This is a genomic window from Janthinobacterium sp. HH102 (assembly GCF_001758625.2).
In the GTDB taxonomy this organism is placed as follows: domain Bacteria; phylum Pseudomonadota; class Gammaproteobacteria; order Burkholderiales; family Burkholderiaceae_D; genus Janthinobacterium.
Genome location: NZ_CP062062.1, coordinates 4,710,875 through 4,729,377, shown reverse-complemented (window position 1 = coordinate 4,729,377; position 18,503 = coordinate 4,710,875). Strand labels below are relative to the sequence as shown.

At 61.5% G+C, this 18,503-nt stretch carries 23 protein-coding genes; 18 read left to right on the top strand and 5 right to left on the bottom strand.

Annotated features, from left to right (window positions below; translation table 11 throughout):
* Window positions 1-30 precede the first annotated feature (30 nt).
* The 14 genes from JAB4_RS21575 to JAB4_RS21510 all read left to right on the top strand — a co-directional run bounded on the left by JAB4_RS21575 (window position 31) and on the right by JAB4_RS21510 (window position 11,200).
* Window positions 31-1,053, top strand: coding sequence for a fumarylacetoacetate hydrolase family protein (locus JAB4_RS21575; protein WP_070224142.1), 1,023 nt, complete (start codon window positions 31-33; stop codon window positions 1,051-1,053).
* Window positions 1,054-1,067: 14 nt separating this feature from the next.
* Window positions 1,068-1,718 (top strand): maleylacetoacetate isomerase, encoded by a 651-nt coding sequence (gene maiA / locus JAB4_RS21570; protein WP_070224141.1) that lies wholly within the window; start codon window positions 1,068-1,070, stop codon window positions 1,716-1,718.
* 140 nt (window positions 1,719-1,858) lie between these two features.
* Window positions 1,859-2,638, top strand: coding sequence for a uracil-DNA glycosylase (locus JAB4_RS21565; RefSeq protein ID WP_070224140.1), 780 nt, complete (start codon window positions 1,859-1,861; stop codon window positions 2,636-2,638).
* Window positions 2,639-2,676: 38 nt separating this feature from the next.
* Window positions 2,677-3,228, top strand: coding sequence for an NADAR family protein (locus JAB4_RS21560; protein ID WP_070224139.1), 552 nt, complete (start codon window positions 2,677-2,679; stop codon window positions 3,226-3,228).
* Window positions 3,229-3,417: 189 nt separating this feature from the next.
* A complete protein-coding gene (gene iscR, locus JAB4_RS21555; RefSeq protein ID WP_034779566.1) occupies window positions 3,418-3,894 on the top strand; it encodes a Fe-S cluster assembly transcriptional regulator IscR in 477 nt (158 codons plus the stop codon).
* Between the two features lie 70 nt (window positions 3,895-3,964).
* Window positions 3,965-5,191: an IscS subfamily cysteine desulfurase gene (locus JAB4_RS21550; protein ID WP_275527873.1), complete on the top strand. Its 1,227-nt coding sequence runs from the start codon at window positions 3,965-3,967 to the stop codon at window positions 5,189-5,191.
* 175 nt (window positions 5,192-5,366) lie between these two features.
* The gene (iscU, locus tag JAB4_RS21545; protein WP_034779562.1) at window positions 5,367-5,756 is read left to right on the top strand and encodes a Fe-S cluster assembly scaffold IscU; all 390 of its coding nucleotides are present in this window, start codon (window positions 5,367-5,369) and stop codon (window positions 5,754-5,756) included.
* A gap of 51 nt (window positions 5,757-5,807) precedes the next feature.
* Window positions 5,808-6,128, top strand: coding sequence for an iron-sulfur cluster assembly protein IscA (gene iscA / locus JAB4_RS21540; protein WP_034750079.1), 321 nt, complete (start codon window positions 5,808-5,810; stop codon window positions 6,126-6,128).
* Between the two features lie 66 nt (window positions 6,129-6,194).
* Entirely contained in the window at window positions 6,195-6,710 is a 516-nt protein-coding gene (gene hscB / locus JAB4_RS21535; RefSeq protein ID WP_070224137.1) for a Fe-S protein assembly co-chaperone HscB, read from the top strand.
* Window positions 6,711-6,818: 108 nt separating this feature from the next.
* Window positions 6,819-8,699, top strand: coding sequence for a Fe-S protein assembly chaperone HscA (hscA, locus tag JAB4_RS21530; protein WP_070224136.1), 1,881 nt, complete (start codon window positions 6,819-6,821; stop codon window positions 8,697-8,699).
* 71 nt (window positions 8,700-8,770) lie between these two features.
* Window positions 8,771-9,112 carry an ISC system 2Fe-2S type ferredoxin gene (fdx, locus tag JAB4_RS21525; protein ID WP_070224135.1) on the top strand — a complete coding sequence of 114 codons (342 nt, stop codon included), beginning with the start codon at window positions 8,771-8,773 and terminating at the stop codon, window positions 9,110-9,112.
* A 1-nt stretch (window position 9,113) separates the two neighbouring features.
* On the top strand, window positions 9,114-9,308 hold the full coding sequence (gene iscX, locus JAB4_RS21520; protein ID WP_070224134.1) for a Fe-S cluster assembly protein IscX: 195 nt from the start codon (window positions 9,114-9,116) through the stop codon (window positions 9,306-9,308).
* 64 nt (window positions 9,309-9,372) lie between these two features.
* Window positions 9,373-10,212 (top strand): SAM-dependent methyltransferase, encoded by an 840-nt coding sequence (locus tag JAB4_RS21515; RefSeq protein WP_227742182.1) that lies wholly within the window; start codon window positions 9,373-9,375, stop codon window positions 10,210-10,212.
* A gap of 229 nt (window positions 10,213-10,441) precedes the next feature.
* Window positions 10,442-11,200: an rRNA pseudouridine synthase gene (locus JAB4_RS21510; RefSeq protein WP_070224132.1), complete on the top strand. Its 759-nt coding sequence runs from the start codon at window positions 10,442-10,444 to the stop codon at window positions 11,198-11,200.
* An 87-nt stretch (window positions 11,201-11,287) separates the two neighbouring features.
* Here the strand turns inward: JAB4_RS21510 and JAB4_RS21505 are convergent, their stop codons facing one another.
* The 5 genes from JAB4_RS21505 to JAB4_RS21485 all read right to left on the bottom strand — a co-directional run bounded on the left by JAB4_RS21505 (window position 11,288) and on the right by JAB4_RS21485 (window position 14,088).
* Window positions 11,288-11,764 carry a group III truncated hemoglobin gene (locus JAB4_RS21505; RefSeq protein WP_070224131.1) on the bottom strand — a complete coding sequence of 159 codons (477 nt, stop codon included), beginning with the start codon at window positions 11,762-11,764 and terminating at the stop codon, window positions 11,288-11,290.
* A 63-nt stretch (window positions 11,765-11,827) separates the two neighbouring features.
* Window positions 11,828-12,364: an RDD family protein gene (locus tag JAB4_RS21500; RefSeq protein WP_070224130.1), complete on the bottom strand. Its 537-nt coding sequence runs from the start codon at window positions 12,362-12,364 to the stop codon at window positions 11,828-11,830.
* Window positions 12,354-13,118 (bottom strand): DUF3106 domain-containing protein, encoded by a 765-nt coding sequence (locus tag JAB4_RS21495; protein WP_070224129.1) that lies wholly within the window; start codon window positions 13,116-13,118, stop codon window positions 12,354-12,356. The genes JAB4_RS21500 and JAB4_RS21495 overlap by 11 nt, the downstream gene beginning before the upstream one ends.
* The gene (locus JAB4_RS21490; RefSeq protein ID WP_070224128.1) at window positions 13,118-13,522 is read right to left on the bottom strand and encodes a DUF3619 family protein; all 405 of its coding nucleotides are present in this window, start codon (window positions 13,520-13,522) and stop codon (window positions 13,118-13,120) included. The genes JAB4_RS21495 and JAB4_RS21490 overlap by 1 nt, the downstream gene beginning before the upstream one ends.
* Entirely contained in the window at window positions 13,519-14,088 is a 570-nt protein-coding gene (locus tag JAB4_RS21485) for an RNA polymerase sigma factor (RefSeq protein ID WP_034779551.1), read from the bottom strand. Before JAB4_RS21485 ends, JAB4_RS21490 begins: the two co-directional genes overlap by 4 nt.
* A 496-nt stretch (window positions 14,089-14,584) precedes the next feature.
* On the opposite strand from JAB4_RS21485, the gene JAB4_RS21480 reads away from it, so the two are divergent.
* The 4 genes from JAB4_RS21480 to JAB4_RS21465 all read left to right on the top strand — a co-directional run bounded on the left by JAB4_RS21480 (window position 14,585) and on the right by JAB4_RS21465 (window position 18,459).
* Window positions 14,585-16,315, top strand: a complete 1,731-nt coding sequence (locus JAB4_RS21480; protein WP_071650268.1) for an acetolactate synthase 3 catalytic subunit — start codon at window positions 14,585-14,587, stop codon at window positions 16,313-16,315.
* Between the two features lies 1 nt (window position 16,316).
* Window positions 16,317-16,808, top strand: coding sequence for an acetolactate synthase small subunit (gene ilvN, locus JAB4_RS21475; protein ID WP_010399754.1), 492 nt, complete (start codon window positions 16,317-16,319; stop codon window positions 16,806-16,808).
* 74 nt (window positions 16,809-16,882) lie between these two features.
* On the top strand, window positions 16,883-17,899 hold the full coding sequence (ilvC, locus tag JAB4_RS21470) for a ketol-acid reductoisomerase (RefSeq protein WP_034750044.1): 1,017 nt from the start codon (window positions 16,883-16,885) through the stop codon (window positions 17,897-17,899).
* Between the two features lie 149 nt (window positions 17,900-18,048).
* The gene (locus tag JAB4_RS21465; RefSeq protein ID WP_070224127.1) at window positions 18,049-18,459 is read left to right on the top strand and encodes a hypothetical protein; all 411 of its coding nucleotides are present in this window, start codon (window positions 18,049-18,051) and stop codon (window positions 18,457-18,459) included.
* Window positions 18,460-18,503 lie beyond the last annotated feature (44 nt).

Below are 18,503 nucleotides of genomic sequence, written 5' to 3'. Positions count from 1 at the left end.
GAACACTACGCCTAACAAGGAACACACTCCATGAAACTCGCAACCCTGAAAAACGGCAGCCGCGACGGCGCCCTGATCGTCGTCAGCCGCGACCTGCACCAGTACCAGCGCGTGGCCGCCATCGCCCCCACCCTGCAGGCGGCGCTCGACAACTGGGACGCTGTGGCGCCCAAGCTCGAAACCGCCTACGCGGCCCTGAACGCGGGCCAGGCGCCGGACGCGCAGCCGTTTGATGCCAATCTGTGCCACTCGCCGCTGCCGCGCGCCTACCAGTGGGCCGACGGTTCGGCCTACATCAACCACGTGGAACTGGTGCGCAAGGCGCGCAACGCGGAAGTGCCGGCCTCGTTCTACACGGACCCGCTGATGTACCAGGGCGGCTCCGATAGTTTTATCGGGCCGCGCGACCCCATCTTCGCCCTGTCGGAAGAGTGGGGCATCGACCTGGAGGCGGAAGTGGCGGTGATCACGGGCGACGTGGCCATGGGCGCCGGCGTGGACGACGCGGCGAAAGCGATCCGCCTGGTCATGCTCGTCAACGATGTCTCCTTGCGCAACCTGATCCCGGGCGAACTGGCCAAGGGTTTCGGTTTCTTCCAGTCGAAGGCGGCCAGCGCGTTTTCGCCCGTCGCCGTCACGCCCGACGAACTGGGTGCCGACTGGGCGGACAGCAAATTGCACCTGCCGCTGCTGGTGGACTTGAACGACAAACCGTTCGGTAAACCAAATGCGGGCGAAGACATGACCTTCAATTTTGCGCAGCTCGTCGCCCATGCGGCGAAGACACGCGAACTGGGCGCCGGCAGCATCGTCGGCTCGGGCACCGTGTCGAACAAGCAGGGCAACCTGTTCGGCTCCAGCATCGAAAACGGCGGCGTGGGTTACTGCTGCCTGGCCGAAGTGCGCATGTATGAAACCATCGAACACGGCGCGCCCAAGACGGCGTACCTGAAGTTCGGCGACACGGTGCGCATCGAGATGCGCGACGCGGCGGGCGCCAGCATCTTCGGCAGCATCGAGCAAACCGTGGCCCTGTACGCCGGCCGCGCCTGAGGGGAGGGCGCCCCATGAAGCTGTACACCTATTTCCGCAGTTCGGCCGCCTACCGCGTGCGCATTGCCTTGAATTTGAAGGGTATCGCCTACGACAGCATCCCCGTGCACCTGCTGCAGGACGGCGGCCAGCAGCTGCTGCCGGCCTACCGCGCCGTCAACCCGTCGGCCCTGGTGCCGGCGCTCGACGACGAGGACGCCATCCTGACGCAGTCGCTGGCCATGCTCGAATACCTCGACGAGACGCGGCCAGCCGTGCCGCTGCTGCCGGCGGATGCGCTGGGACGCGCCCGCGTGCGCGCGCTGGCGCTGGCGATCGCCTGCGACGCCCATCCGTTGACGAATCTGCGCGTGCTGAAATACCTGAAAAACACCCTGGGGCTGTCGGACGAGGCCAAGCAGGAATGGTACCGCCACTGGATGGCCGAGGGACTGGCGGCCGTGGAAGCGCTGCTGGCGCAGGGCGATCCGGCCGGAGTTGGCCTGTTCTGTCATGGCGACAGCCCGACGATGGCCGACTGCTGCCTGGTACCGCAGGTATTCAATGCGCAGCGCTTCGCCATCGACCTGGCGCCTTACCCGCGCGTGGTGCGCATCCACGCGCATTGCGCCGGCTTGCCGGCGTTTGCCGCCGCACATCCGTCGCAGCAGCCTGACGCCGAGTAAGTTTGAGCCGCATCAAACGTAAGCCGCCCCGGCCAGCATGCAGGCCGGGGCTTTTTTATGCGGAATTGATTTTTTGCAGTCAATGCCTGCTTGCCGGTAGGCTACAATTTGCGTTTGCCCAAATATTTTACTGACGCGCCATGACCGCAACAACCGTTCCTGCCAGCATCACCGATGCCCTGTCCCTGGCGCATGCTTCCTGGCGTCCCGCCCTGCTGCGCGGCTTGCACGCCGTGATGGCGGCCGATCCCGCCTACCTGCCGGCGCTGGCTGCCGACGATTATCTGCCCACGCAGGGCCGGCTGTTCGCCGCCTTTGCCCTGCCGCTGGCGCGGGTGCGCTACGTGCTGGTGGGCGAGGGGCCGTATCCGCGCGCCGACAGCGCCACGGGCGTGTGCTTCATGGATGGCGCCGTCGGCAGCTTATGGTCGGCGACGGGCCTGTCGAAACCCGTCAACCGCGCCACCTCCTTGCGCAACTTCATGAAGATGCTGCTGGTGGCCGATGGCCAGCTGCAGGCTGGCGACACGTCCGGCGTGGCCATGGCGCCCGTGGCGGCCGCCGCGCAGCTGCCGGGTAGCGGCGTGATCCAGACCCTGCCCGACTTGCAGCGCAAGATGACGGAGCAGGGCTTCTTGCTGCTCAACGCGGCGCTGGTATTCCGTACCCACGTGCCGCCCGTGCAGGATGCGCGCGGCTGGCTGCCTTTCCTGCAGGTGGTGCTGGAAGCGCTGGCGCTGCAGGGTGGGGCGGCCTTGCCGCAACTGGTGCTGTGGGGCAAGATTGCCGAGCTCATCAAACGCTTGCCGGTGGCGGCAGCCTTGCCGCAGGTGACGGCGGAACATCCGTATAATCTGTCCTTTATCGGCAACAGCGACATGCAGGCCCTGTTTGGGCCGATGCAACTGTTGCGTGCTTGAGCTTGAATCATCGCCTGTCTGGCGGAAGTGCGGGGAATATGCAAATCAGTAACGTGGAAGAATTGAAGGCGTGGATCGCGGCGGGCGGCGAGCCCGACTATCTGTATTTCTGGGGCCACACGCCGGCGCAGCCGCAGGTGCCCGACAAAAGCTGCTTCAGCCAGTGGTTTCCGTCGCCGTTCAGCCTCGCTGGCGTGACGTATGCCACGGCCGAGCACTACATGATGGCGCAAAAGGCGGCCCTGTTCGGCGACACGGCCGTGCAGGCGCGCATCGTGGCGGCCGCCCGGCCGTCGGAAGTGAAGAAGCTGGGGCGCGAAGTGGCCAATTTTGACGCCAGGGCGTGGGAGGCGGCGCGCGCGGGCATCGTCTTCGATGGCAACTTCGCCAAGTTCTCGCAAAAAGCCGCGCTGCGCAAGTTCTTGCTGGGCACGGGCGAGCGCGTCATCGTCGAAGCCAGTCCCGTCGACCGCATCTGGGGCGTGGGCCTGGCGTCGGACAATCCGCGCATCGGCGATCCGGCCCGCTGGGACGGCTTGAACCTGCTGGGGTTTGAGTTAATGAAAGTACGCAGCGCTCTGCGTGCCTGAGCAGTATTGTTGTTTTCCTGATGCCGCCGCGCCTGGCGCGGCCGGCCATGCCCCTGCCAGCCCTGTGGTCATCGAGGGGCGCTCTGACAAACCCCGCCGAATTTGTTATACTTGACTAAATCATTCAACTACTCAGGGTTTGAGGAGTTGAAAAACCGCAATATTTTAAACCAGTTGACCAGAGGATGTATGCGTCTGACTACAAAAGGCCGTTTTGCCGTGACAGCGATGATTGATCTTGCCCTGCGCCAGGGCAAGGGACCGGTCACCTTGTCCGGCATCAGCCAGCGCCAGTCGATTTCCCTGTCCTACCTGGAGCAGCTGTTCGGCAAGCTGCGCCGCCATGAGATCGTCGAATCGATCCGCGGCCCGGGCGGCGGTTACAGCCTGGCGCGCCGTGCCGACAAGGTGACGGTGGCCGACATCATCATCGCCGTCGACGAGCCGCTCGATGCCACGCAGTGCGGCGGCAAGGAACATTGCCACGGCGCCGACGCGGCCACGGGGGCGCGCTGCATGACGCATGAATTGTGGTCCACGCTCAACGAAAAAATGGTCGATTATCTGGATTCTGTGTCCTTGCAGGACCTGGTCGACCAGCAGAGACAAAAAATTGCCGAACAAAGCGTGATGGTGATGCACCGTAACCACGCCGCCCTCGGTTGAACATAACAAAATACCAAGTTGCTGATTGCAGGAGTTATTGATGAACGCCCCAGAAAAAAACGTAGGCCAAGTGCACTTTGAAACCGCACCGCATTTCCCGATCTACATGGATTACTCGGCCACCACGCCGATCGATCCACGCGTCGCCGACAAGATGATTCCCTACCTGCGCGAGCAGTTCGGCAATCCGGCATCGCGCAGCCACATGTACGGCTGGACGGCGGAAAAAGCCGTGGAAGAGGCACGCGGCCACGTGGCGGCCCTGGTGAACGCTGATCCGCGCGAAATCATCTGGACTTCCGGCGCGACGGAAAGCAACAACCTGGCCATCAAGGGCGCGGCACAGTTCTACAAGACCAAAGGCAAGCACATCATCACCGTCAAGACCGAGCATAAATCGGTGCTCGATACGGTGCGCGAACTGGAACGCATCGGCTTCGAAGCGACCTACCTGGAACCGCAAGACAACGGCCTGATCACCGTCGAGCAGCTGGCCGCGGCCGTGCGCCCGGACACCATCCTCGTGTCGGTGATGCTGGTGAACAATGAAATCGGCGTGATCCAGCCGATCGACGAGATCGGCGCGTTCTGCCGTTCGAAAGGCATCATCTTCCATTGCGACGCCGCGCAAGCGACGGGCAAGGTTGTCATCGACCTGCAAAAGACCAAGGTCGACCTGATGACCTTCACGGCACATAAAACCTACGGCCCGAAAGGCGTGGGCGCCCTGTACGTCTGCCGCAAGCCGCGCGTGCGCCTGGAAGCGCAGATGCACGGCGGCGGCCATGAGCGCGGCCTGCGCTCGGGCACCCTGCCGACGCACCAGATCGTGGGCATGGGCGAGAGCTTCCGCATCGCCAAGGAAGAGATGGACAGCGAAATCGGCCGCATCAAGGCCTTGCGCGACCGTCTGGCCAAGGGCCTGCAAGAGATCGAAGAAGTCTACATCAACGGCGACATGGACCACCGCGTGCCGCACAACCTGAACGTCAGCTTCAACTACGTCGAAGGCGAGTCGCTGATCATGGCGATCAAGGATATCGCCGTGTCGTCCGGTTCGGCCTGCACCTCGGCCAGCCTGGAGCCATCGTACGTGCTGCGCGCCCTGGGCCGCAGCGACGAACTGGCGCACAGCTCGATCCGCTTCACCATCGGCCGTTTCTCGACCGAGGAAGACATCGACTTCGCCGTGAACCTGCTGAAATCGAAAGTACACAAATTGCGCGAACTGTCGCCGCTGTGGGACATGTTCAAAGAGGGAATCGATATTAACTCCATCCAATGGGCAGCCCACTAAAAGCACCTGTTAAACCTACTGCGCGTCGCGATTTGCGGCCTGCGATGCTCACTGTGCTACAGCACAGTTCCGCTTCTCGGCCACAACTCACTGCCGCTCGCTACGGTTTTCCAGGCACTTGAAGATAAATTGGCCTCGTGAATGGGGCCGGCAAGAATATTAAAGGAGCATCAAAATGGCTTACTCGGACAAAGTACTCGATCACTACGAAAACCCGCGCAACGTGGGCGCTTTCGACAAGGGTGATGAAACCATCGGCACCGGCATGGTGGGCGCGCCCGCCTGCGGCGATGTGATGAAACTGCAGATCAAGGTCGGCGCCGATGGCCTGATCGAAGACGCGAAATTCAAGACCTATGGCTGCGGTTCGGCCATCGCGTCGAGCTCGCTGGTAACGGAATGGGTCAAGGGCAAGACCCTGGACCAGGCGCTGGCCATCAAGAACACGCAGATCGCCGAAGAACTGGCCCTGCCGCCAGTGAAGATCCACTGCTCCATCCTGGCGGAAGACGCCATCAAGGCGGCGGTATTGGATTATCAAACGCGTCACCCGGCAGCAGCTTAATCGTTGGTAGCCCGCCCCAGCCGCAAGGCCGGGGCAGTTACGGAGAAATACATGATCACACTGACCGAAAAAGCGGCGAAACACATCAACCGTTATATCGAACGGCGCGGCAAGGGCATGGGCCTGCGCTTCGGCGTGCGCACCACGGGCTGCTCGGGCCTGGCCTACAAGCTCGAATATGTCGATGAGGCGGCGGCCGAAGACAGCGTCTTCGAATCGCACGGCGTGAAAGTCTTCGTCGACCCGAAAAGCTTGCCTTACATCGACGGCACGGAACTCGATTTCGCGCGCGAAGGCTTGAACGAAGGCTTCAAGTTCCACAATCCGAACGAAAAAGACGCCTGCGGCTGCGGCGAGTCCTTCAGGATTTAAACAGCTGGCAAGACCCCGGTCGGTGCGCTGTACCCATCGATTGCGGTACAGCGACCACTGACAATTATGCAAAACCACTTCGAATTATTCCAGTTGCCGGCGCAGTTCGGGCTCGACATGAGCGCGCTGGACGCGGCCTACCGCGACGTGCAGGGCAAGGTCCACCCGGACCGTTTCATCAACGCCAGCAGCGCTGAAAAGCGCGTGGCGATGCAATGGGCCACGCGCGCCAATGAAGCCTACCAAACCCTGAAAAGCCCGCAAAAGCGCGCGCAATACCTGTGCGAACTCAATGGCGTCGATCTGCAGACGGAATCGAACACGGCCATGCCCGTCAGCTTCCTGATGCAGCAGATGGAATGGCGCGAGGAACTGGGCGATGCGCGCGCGGGCAAGGATGCCGACGCGCTCGACTCCCTGGACCGCCAGCTGCGCGGCGAACGCAAGGCACTGCTGGCCCAGGTGGCCGCCCAGCTGGACGCCGCCGACTACGTGAATGCGGCGCAAAGCGTGCGCGCCCTGATGTTCCTCGACAAATTCGGCGAGGAAGTGCGTTTTGCCTATGAGGCCATCGAGGCTTGACCCGGCGATCGCTTGACCGGCGTGCCAAGCGCCAGTCCGGCCCCCGTCTTATAATGCGCACCAGGCATCAGCTGCATCACGCAAAAAATTAATCGAGGCACGAATACAATGGCACTTCTGCAAATTTCCGAACCAGGCATGTCGACCGCGCCGCACCAGCACCGCCTGGCCGTCGGCATCGATCTTGGCACCACCAATTCCCTGGTCGCGACCGTGCGCAACAGCATTCCCGAGGTGCTCAACGACGAAGAAGGGCACTCTTTGCTGCCGTCCGTCGTGCGCTACCTGCCGAACGGCCACGCCAACATCGGCTACAAGGCCCTGTCCGCGCAAACCACCGACCCGAAGAACACCATCGTGTCCGTCAAGCGCTTCATGGGCCGCGGCCTGGCCGACATCGCCTACGCGGAAAACCTGCCGTACGACTTCCAGGATACGCCTGGCATGGTGCAGCTGAAAACCGTGGCCGGCGTGAAAAGCCCCGTCGAAGTGTCGGCGCAAATCCTCGCCACCTTGCGCCAGCGCGCGGAAGACTCGCTCGGCGACGACCTGGTGGGCGCCGTGATCACCGTGCCCGCCTACTTTGACGATGCGCAGCGCCAGGCGACGAAAGATGCGGCGCAATTGGCCGGCATCAATGTGCTTCGCCTGCTGAGCGAGCCGACGGCTGCCGCCATCGCGTATGGCCTCGACAACGCCTCCGAAGGCGTGTACGCCGTGTACGACCTGGGCGGCGGCACTTTCGATATCTCGATCCTGAAGCTGAGCAAGGGTGTGTTTGAGGTGCTGTCCACGGGCGGCGACTCGGCCCTGGGCGGCGACGATTTCGACCGCCGCCTGTTCTGCTGGATCAGCGAGCAGGCCAAGCTGGCGCCGCTGTCGGACGAAGACACGGCCATCCTGATGGTGAAAGCGCGCGAGATCAAGGAAACGCTGTCGACCAAGCCGGAAACGACGATAGACGCCAAGCTGAACTCGGGCGAAGAAATCCACCTGCGCATCACGGCCGCGGACTTTGCCGCCATGACGCAGCACTTGGTGGCCAAGACCATGAACGCCATCAAGAAAGCCTTGCGCGACGCGAACGTGGATGCGGACGACGTCGACGGCGTGGTGATGGTGGGCGGTGCCACGCGCATGCCGCACGTGCAGCGCGCCGTCAGCGAATTCTTCCACACGACGCCGCACGCGAATATCGACCCCGATAAAGTGGTGGCGCTGGGCGCGGCCATCCAGGCGAACTTGCTGGCCGGCAACCGTGCCGCCGGCGACGACTGGCTGTTGCTGGACGTGATTCCGCTGTCGCTCGGTATCGAAACCATGGGCGGTCTGGTGGAAAAGATCATTCCGCGCAATTCGACGATACCGTGCGCGCGCGCCCAGGAATTCACGACATTTAAAGATGGCCAGACGGCCCTGGCCGTGCACGTGCTGCAAGGCGAGCGCGAACTGGTCAGCGATTGCCGCTCGCTGGCGCGCTTTGAATTGCGCGGCATTCCGCCGATGGTGGCGGGCGCCGCGCGCATCCGCATCACGTACCAGGTCGATGCGGATGGCTTGCTGTCCGTCTCGGCGCGCGAACTGCGCTCGGGCGTGGAAGCGTCGATCAGCGTCAAGCCGGCCTACGGCCTGGGCGACGACGACATCGCCCGCATGCTGCAGGATTCCTACACCTCCGCCGACACCGACATGGTGGCGCGCGCGCTGCGCGAAGAGCAGGTGGAAGCGGAACGCATCCTGCTGGCCACGCAGTCGGCGCTGGACGAGGACGGCGGCTTGCTGGACGACGCCGAGCGCGTGGCTGTCGATGGCTTGATGACCAAGGTGCGCGATGCCATTGCGCAGTCGCAAAGCGGCGCCATCGACCACCAGGCATTAAAACTGGCGATCGAGGCGCTGGCCGACGGCACCGAGGAGTTCGCCTCGCGCCGCATGGACCGCAGCGTGCGTACTGCTCTCACCGGCAAGTCGCTGGATCAGGTCGTATAACACTAATTGAACAGCACGCCGCAGGCACTCGCCGCGGCGGCGCTCCGAATGACAGACTGAAAGAAGAAACCATGCCACAAATCGTTATCCTGCCGCACGCCAAGCTTTGCCCGGACGGCGCCGTCATCGAAGCACCAAGCGGCAAGTCCATCTGCGACATCCTGCTGGAAAACGACATCGACATCGAGCACGCCTGCGAAAAATCGTGCGCCTGCACCACTTGCCACGTGCTGGTGCGCGAAGGCATCGAATCCTTGAACGAAGCGACGGAACTGGAAGAAGACATGCTGGACAAGGCCTGGGGCCTGGAAGCCGTGTCGCGCCTGTCGTGCCAGTCCATCGTGGCCGACGCCGACCTCGTCGTCGAAATCCCGAAATACACGATCAACCAGGTCAGCGAAGGCAGTCACTAACATGAAATGGTCCGACATACACGCGATCGCCGAGGCTTTGTTCGACGAGCATCCGGACATCGATCCGCTGACCGTGCGTTTCACCGACCTGCACAACTGGGTGGTGGAATTGGACGGCTTCGACGATGACCACACGCGCGGCGGCGAAAAAGTGCTCGAAGCGATACAGATGGCGTGGATCGATGAAGCGCGCTAAGGGCGCGGCACCCGCCGCCACCGCAGCCGCTGCGCCGAAAGACGTCATCACGGCCGCCAGCAACATGCCCGAGATCAAGGATGGCCAGTCGGTCGCCTTGCTGCAGGAATTGCACATCCTGACGCGCGACGGCAAGATGAACCAGGACAGCCGCCGCAAACTCAAGCAGGTGTACCACCTGACGCAGTTCATCGAGCCGCTGCTGCGCGAAGTGCAGTTGGACCACCCCGGCGTGTCCTTGGTCGACCACGGCGCCGGCAAGTCGTATCTGGGTTTCATCCTGTACGATCTGTTCTTCAAGAACGGCAACGACGGTTCGCACATCTACGGCATCGAGACGCGCGAAGAGCTGGTGCAGCGCTCGCAAGAGCTGGCGAAGAAATTCAAGTTTCCCGGCATGTCGTTTTTGCCCCTGTCCGTGGCCGAATCGACGGAATCGAACTTGCTGCCGCAGCAGATCGACATCGTCACGGCCTTGCATGCGTGCAACACGGCCACCGATGACGCCATCCACTTCGCCCTGAAGAAAAAGGCGAAGTTCATGGTGCTGGTGCCGTGCTGCCAGGCCGAAGTCGCTTCCGTCCTGAAGAAGAACAAGGGCAAGAGCCTGGGCAAGAACGTCTTGACGGAATTGTGGCGCCACCCGCTGCACACGCGCGAGTTCGGCAGCCAGATCACCAACGTGCTGCGCTGTCTGCAGCTGGAAGCCCATGGCTACCAGGTCAGCGTGACGGAGCTGGTGGGCTGGGAGCATTCGATGAAGAATGAACTGATCATCGCCAGCTACAAAAACCTGCCGCGCCAGCGCCCCACCGAGCGCCTGCAGGAAGTGCTGCAGACCTTGGGCCTGCAAGAGATGGGCCACCGCTTCTTTGCCGAGGAATTGGCCAAGGCGCAGGCCTGATTGTTGGCTTACGCGGCTAGCCGCTAAGCCAACCTACCAAATCAGTCACGGCCGCGCAGCCCGGGTAGGTCGGGTAGGTCGGATTAGCGCAGCGTAATCCGACAATCAGCAGCGTAATCCGACAGTCAGCAGCGTAATCCGACAATCTCCGGCGCAATCAGCAAAAAGGGGGAGGAGCGGGTCGGTTACAATACCGGCTTTCTCCTCCTCTTGCTTTTTGCGCCTCCCCATGACCACACCTATTGAAATGCCCACCGTCCGCCTGGCCAAGCGCCTGTCCGAAGACGTGCCCTGTTCGCGCCGCGAGGCCGAGCTGTATATCGAGGGCGGCTGGGTGACGGTCGATGGCGTGCTGGTGGAAGAGTCGGGCGCGCGCGTGGCGGACAACCAGACCGTGGTGCTGCTGCCGAACGCCACGCTGGAAGAAATGCCACCCGTGACGATCCTGCTGCACAAGCCGGCCGGCATCAATGGCGGCGTCGGCGCGGAAGGCAAGCCGGCCCTGAGCTGTTTGCGTCCCGAAGAGATTTTTACGCCGGAGAACGTGGCGCCCAGCTCCATCACGCGCTTCCTCAAGCGCCATTTGATCGGCCTGACCATCACCAATCCGCTCGACACCATGGCGTCCGGCCTGCTGGTGTTCACGCAGGATTTCCGCGTCGCCCGCAAGCTGGTCGATGAAGCGAAAACGGTGGAGCAGGAATTCATCGTGGAAGTGTCGGGCACTATCGCTGAAAACGGCCTGGCGCTGCTCAATCACGGCTTGCCCTTCAATGGCAAGCCTTTGCCGCCGATCAAGGTCAGCTGGCAGAACGAGACGCGCCTGCGCTTCGCCCTGAAAAACGTGCAGCCGGGCCAGATCGCCCACATGTGCAAGATGGTGGGACTGGACGTCGTCGCCATGAAGCGCTTGCGCATCGGCCGCATCCCGATGGGCGCCATGCCCGTGGGGCAATGGCGTTACCTCCAGGGTTACGAACGATTCTAGGAACGCCTGAGCAAACCTACTGCGCGTCGCTATTTGCGGCCTGCGATGCTCACTGTACTAGAGTACAGTTGCGCTTCTTAGCCACAACTAGCTTCCGCTCGCTACGGTTTTCTCAGGCGTCGTGAGGCTGGCTGTTTGCTGCGGGCTGCATTTGCTCGCGTGGTTTTCCGCAAAGCTTTTCCATAGCCGTTCGGCAATATTCAAGGCGATGGTATCGGCTTTCTCCTGCAGGGCCGGGTTGCCCATGCTTTCGGTCGTGGCGAAGAACAGGGTCAGCCAGCGGCGGAACATGCACGGCGTTAGGTTTTCCATATTCGCGTGCTGGGCCAGCGGCTTGCCGTGGTAGCGCATGGTGCCGCGCAGCAAGCCCGACCAGAAATCGACCAATGTTGCCAAGTGGGCATCCCAATCCTTGACCTCGGCGGCAAAGATGGGGCCCAGCATGGCGTCGTCGCGCGCGGCCGCATAAAAGGTGTGGACGAGATGCTTGACGTCGTCTTCGCTGCAGACTTCCTCGCGGTAGGGGGCGAAGCGCGTGTGGGGGAGGGGGGCGGTATTCTTCATGGCATGCCATGATCGCAGAGCCCCCGTGGCGCTTCAATGACCCAGGTCAAGCCGCCTAAAAACTCAGGCGGCGACTTTCTTCGACTTTTTCGCCGGGGCCGGCAATTGCACGATCTGCGTGCCCGCCAGCTTGTCGTGCAGGAATTGGCCATTGCCGGTGAACAGGGCCGTGGCCGACCAGGCCAGGATGCCCACGCCGATGGCGCCCAGCGCTGTCCAGTGCTGCAGGTCGAAGGCATATGCCGCCACGAGCGCTGGCAGCAGCCACATCCATGACAGGATGTAGCGGTAGGCAGCCACGCGCAGCGGCACGTGGGCGTGGCCCGGCAGCACGACTTTCAGGCGCCACGTCTTCATGGCCAGGGTTTGCCCTTCGCGGCTCCATTGGTGGATGAAATACGCGCCCATGACGAGGAAGGCCAGGCATTGGCGCATGTGTTCCGTCAACGGCGTATGCGCGCCCTGCACGGCCAGTTCAAACAGCAGGAAGGGCAGAAACAGCACGGCCAGGGCCAGCAGCGACTCGTACACCATGGAAATCAGGCGGCGCTTGATCGTGGGATGGGAAGTGATGCTGGCGGCGGGCGTGCTATTTGACATTGGTCGGCAGTGGGGCAGGCGTAACAGGTGGCGTGAGAGGCACGGCGGCGGGGGGCGCGGCAGGATCCGTCAGCGGCACGACCGCCGCTGGCGCAGCGGCTGGCGGCAGGACGGGCGCGGCGGCAGGCGCTGCCGGCGTGGCGGGCGGCACGATCACGGGCGGCTTGCTCGTGGTCGAATTGATCGCTGGCACCTTGCCCAGCGGTTTTTTCGGCACGAGTTCCGTCGCCAGCTTTTTCTTTTGATCTTCCGGCAATTGCTGGTATTGCTCCCATTGCGCGGTTTTTTGACCCGGATCAATCTTCTTCGTGCGCGTGTAGTTTTCGCGCACGAGGCGGCGCTGTTCCGGCGTCAGCTTGATCCATTCGCGCATGCGTTCGTGCACGCGGATTTGCTCGTCGGGCGACATGGAGGCGAAGCGGCTGGCGATATCGAGCCATTTCTGCTTGCGCAAGGCTTCCAGCTTGTTCCATTCTCCCGCCAGCGGCTGCAGGGCTTCCTGCTGCGCGCGCGACAGCTTGTTCCAGGACGGATTCTCGCTGGCCTTGGGCGTGCCGCCCTTGCCGGCCGTGCGGGGCGAGCCGGGCTTGGCGGCTGAGGCCGGGGCCGGCGCCACCACGGGCGCCGCCGCCACGGGAGGCGCGGCGGGAGCGGGATGTTGTTGCGCGCCTACCCAGGCGGCGCCGGCCAGGGCGCAGGCGCCCAGACCGATGCCGCCGGCCAGCCAGCCTTTGCGTACGCTCGTGCGTGCCATTATTGCTCGCGTTTCGTCAGGTAGGCGTTGAAGCCATGGTCCATGTACGCGGAGAGCGGCAATTCGTCGGACAGCACGGCGGCGTCGATTTCTGCCAGTTCGGCAATATGTTGTTCCTGCTCAAACTGATAGATGCCCACCAGGCCGCCGACCAGCAGCAGCAGGGGGATGATGACGCTCATGCGGCCCAGCCACGACAGCGGCTCGACGAACAGGCTGCTGGCCACGCCGGCGAACACATTCTGGCGCACGGTGACGGCGGCGGGTGCGTCCGCTTTCTTGCGCGACAGAGCCTGCTTGCGTGCCGCTGCCAGGCGATCGGTGGTCGATGCGGGCAGGTCGTCGAGTTTTTCGTTCAGTGCATGGCGCACTTTGTAAGCGAAATTGAGATCGTCGGTGTTCATAATTTAATTCCCTTGGCTTTCAGCGATTCGGCGAGCGTGTGGGTAGCTCTAGAGCAATGTGTTTTCACGCTACCTTCGGAGCAACCCATCGCTTCCGCTGTTTCAGCCACATCCATGTCCTGCCAATAACGCATGAGGAAGGCTTCGCGTTGACGTGAGGGCAGTTTTTGTACCTCTGCATCAATCAAATCAAGGATTTGCGCGCGTTCGACCTGGTCGGCCGACGATTCGGCGGCGCTGGAGCCCTGTTCCGATTCATACGTGTCAAGTATATCAAAATCTTCATGTTCGTCGCCCGAGGGCTTCATGCCGGAAAACAGGCTGACCCAGGTGTTGCGAACTTTTTCACGGCGGAAATAATCGAGTATGGTGTTCTGCAAGATGCGCTGGAACAGCATCGGCAGCTCGGCGGCCGGCTTGTCGCCGTATTTCTCGGCCAGCTTGATCATGGCGTCCTGCACGATGTCGAGGGCCGATTCTTCCTTGCGGACCGCGTAGGCGGCCTGCTTGAAAGCGCGCCGCTCGACATTTTCTAGAAAGTCGGATAATTCTTTGTCTGTTGCCATGCGGTATGGGGATCTTAGCGGCTGCGGGGTGCGGTGGGCGAAATGGGGGCGGGTATGCTTTTTGCAACCCCGTGCATGCTAGCAAAAAATGTGCGTTTCCGCAGGGTTTTTGCACGTTGTGCGAGCAAAAATGCAGCGAGGCCGACATTTTCCTTGACCATCATGGTGCAACGCGATAACGTATGGAACGCTTTGAACACCCCAAAGCCCTATGGTCAGGTCGCGACCGGCACACAAGGCCAGCAGCGGCAAGACGCGCTTTCATTTGTAGGCAGTTTGTTCTAACCCGCGCCACAAGCGCGAGCGGTTCGTACAGGCGCCACAGAAACTCCGGCCAAACGAGTTGCGTTAAGCGTTGTTTTGTAAGGTATCTATGGGTGCCCAAAGAAATTGCGTGACCGCATGAAAAGGGAAGCAGGAGCACTGTTGCGTTAGGCGTACCTCGTCAGGAAAGAACATCCGATCAATCTCCAATGGACCTTGAAAGGAATGTTTCATGAATACCGAAGCAGCAGCAGGACCAATTACGGGCGCAGAAATTGTCGTGCGCTGTCTGGCTGAAGAGGGCGTCGAGCACGTCTTTGGATATCCGGGCGGAGCCGTACTCTACATCTACGACGCCATCTTCCAGCAAAACAAATTCCAGCATATCCTGGTACGCCACGAGCAGGCCGCGATCCACGCCGCCGATGCCTATTCGCGCAGCTCGAACAAAGTCGGTGTCGCCATCGTCACGTCCGGTCCGGGCGTCACGAATGCCGTCACGGGCCTGTCGACCGCGTACATGGACTCGATTCCCATGGTCGTGATCTCCGGCCAGGTGCCGAGCCACGCCATCGGCCAGGATGCGTTCCAGGAATGCGACACGGTCGGCATCACGCGCCCCGTCGTCAAGCACAACTTCCTCGTCAAGGACGTCAAGGACCTGGCAGCGACGATCAAGAAAGCGTTCTTTATCGCCCGTACCGGCCGTCCGGGACCCGTGCTGGTCGATATCCCCAAGGATATCAGCATGCACAAATGCCATTTCGATTATCCGAAGGAAGTCGAGATGCGTTCCTACCGTCCCGTCGACAAGGGCCATTCGGGTCAGATCCGCAAGGCCGTGCAGCTGTTGCTGCAAGCCGAACGCCCGATGATCTACACGGGCGGCGGCGTCATCCTGGCAAATGCCTCGGCCGAGCTGAACAAGCTGGTCGACCGCCTGGGTTTCCCGTGCACCAACACCTTGATGGGCCTGGGCGGCTACCGCGCCTCGAGCGAGCAGTATGTCGGCATGCCCGGCATGCACGGCACCTATGAAGCGAACATGGCGATGCAGAACTGCGACGTGCTGATCGCCATCGGCGCCCGTTTCGATGACCGCGTGATCGGCAACCCGAAACATTTCGCCTCGCATCCGCGCAAGATCATCCACGTGGACATCGATCCATCGTCGATTTCCAAGCGCGTCAAGGTCGATATCCCCATCGTCGGCAACGTCAAGGACGTGCTGATCGAGTTCCTCGCGCAACTCGACGCGGCCGAAGCCAAGCCGAACGTCAATGCCTTGAGCAACTGGTGGAAGCAGATCGCCGAATGGCGTGGCCGCGAATGCCTGAAATACCCGACTTCCGACCTGGTCATCAAGCCGCAATCGGTGGTGGAAAAAGTGTTCCAGATCACCAAGGGCGACGCCTTCATCACGTCCGACGTGGGCCAGCACCAGATGTGGGCCGCGCAATACTATGGCTTCGACAAGCCGCGCCGCTGGATCAATTCCGGCGGCCTGGGCACCATGGGTGTCGGCTTGCCGTACGCCATGGGCGTGCAGATGGCCAATCCGGACGCCACCGTTGCTTGTATTACCGGCGAAGGTTCGATCCAGATGTGCATCCAGGAACTTGCCACGTGCAAGCAGTATCACCTGACGCCGAAGATCATCATGCTCAACAACCGTTTCCTCGGCATGGTGCGCCAGTGGCAGGAAATCGATTACGGTTCGCGCTATTCCGAGTCGTACATGGATTCGCTGCCCGACTTCGAAAGGCTGGCCGAAGCATACGGCCACGTGGGCATGAAAATTGAAAAACCGGGCGACGTCGATGGCGCGCTGAAAGAGGCGTTTGGCATGAAAGACAGGCTGGTATTCATGAACTTCATTACCGACCAGTCCGAAAACGTGTGGCCCATGGTGAAAGCCGGCAAAGGCCTGTCCGAAATGATGCTCGGTTCGGAGGATCTCTAATATGCGCCATATTATTTCTGTCTTGCTGGAAAACGAAGCGGGCGCCCTGTCGCGTGTGGTGGGCCTGTTCTCGGCACGCGGCTACAACATCGAAACACTGACCGTGGCGCCGACGGAAGACTCGACCCTGTCGCGCATGACCATCGTCACCAGCGGTTCGGACGACATCATCGAGCAGATCACCAAGCACCTGAACCGTCTGATTGAAGTGGTGAAGGTGGTGGACCTGACCGAAGGCCAGCATATCGAACGCGAGCTGATGCTGATCAAGGTTCGTGCCGTGGGCAAGGAGCGCGAGGAAATGAAGCGCACCGCCGATATCTTCCGTGGCCGCATCATCGATGTCACCGAAAAGACGTACACGATCGAACTGACCGGCAACAAGGTCAAGCTCGACGCGTTCATCGATTCGATCGACCGCGCCGCCATTCTGGAAACCGTCCGCACGGGCGGTTCCGGCATCGGCCGCGGCGAACGCATCCTCAAAGTATAAAAATATAAGCAGCACTACGCGGCCCTGGGGCCGCATTTAAAACAACAACGCATCATCAAATGATAGGAAATACCATGAAAGTTTTTTACGACAAAGACGCTGACCTCTCCTTGATCAAAGGCAAAAACGTCGCCATCATCGGCTACGGTTCGCAAGGCCACGCGCACGCGCAAAATCTGAACGATTCGGGCGTCAACGTCACCGTCGGCCTGCGCAAGGGCGGCGCTTCGTGGACCAAGGTCGAGCAAGCCGGCTTGAAAGTAGCGGAAGTCAACGACGCCGTGAAAGCGGCCGACGTCATCATGATCTTGCTGCCGGATGAAAACATCGCCCAGGTCTACAACGAAAACATCGCGCCGTTCGCCAAGCAAGGCGCCGTGCTGGCCTTCGCCCACGGCTTCAACGTGCATTACGGCCAAGTCGTGCCGCGCGCCGACCTGGACGTGATCATGGTCGCGCCGAAAGCCCCGGGCCACACCGTGCGCGCCACGTACACCCAGGGTGGCGGCGTGCCCCACCTGATCGCCGTGTACCAGGACAAATCGGGCATCGCCCGCGATATCGCCCTGTCGTATGCCTCGGCCAACGGCGGCGGCCGTGCCGGCATCATCGAAACGAACTTCCGTGAAGAAACCGAAACGGATCTGTTCGGCGAACAAGCCGTGCTGTGCGGCGGCGCCGTGGAACTGATCAAGGCCGGTTTCGAGACCCTGACGGAAGCCGGTTACGCGCCTGAAATGGCTTACTTCGAGTGCTTGCACGAACTGAAGCTGATCGTCGACCTGATCTATGAAGGCGGCATCGCCAACATGAACTACTCGATCTCGAACAACGCCGAATACGGCGAATACGTGACCGGGCCTAAAGTCGTCACCTCGGCCACCAAGGATGCGATGCGCCAATGCCTGAAAGATATTCAAACGGGCGAATACGCGAAGAGCTTCATCCTGGAAAACAAGGCAGGCGCACCGACCCTGATCTCGCGCCGCCGCCTGACGTCCGAGCACCAGATCGAAGAAGTGGGCGCGAAACTGCGCGCCATGATGCCTTGGATCGCCAAGAACAAGATGGTTGACCAGTCGAAGAACTAAGCAGCAATCGTTCTTCACATGAAGCCGGCGCAAGCCGGCTTTTTTTTGCGCGGGCGTTTGGCCGCCAACATCCGTTACAATCAGGCCCATTCAACCATAGCGTCAGCATCATGCTCGTTTTTTCTAAAGTTTTTGTCGGGAATCTTCATGTGGTCAAGCGCCCCGTCTCGGTTGCCATCAGCTGCTGGTTTCTGGTCCTCAGCTCGTTGTTATCGCTGGCCTCGGCTTACCTTGGCCGCAACGATCCCTCCATGCTGGCCGGCATGGGGCACGGCGTGATTCCTGCCGAGGTGCAATACGCGACGATGCTCTTCAGCTTGGGCCTTACCCTGGTGACAGCGCTGGCCATGCTGCAAAGGCAGCGTGGCGCGCGCACTGTGTATCTGGTATGGGGCGTGATCGACATTGCGTTCTGTCTGGCGACCTTGCCGCTGAAGATGAACGTCTTGCCTGGCGCGCTCATGTTCGCCGTTATCTGCGCCTTCCTGTACAGTCCGAAATCGAATGCCTGGTTTTCGCCACGCAAGGCGGCCAATGATGCCTGCATGACGCCAGCCTGAGCACGGTTGATTTCGTGCACACGCTGTTGGCGCGTTTGCTTTAC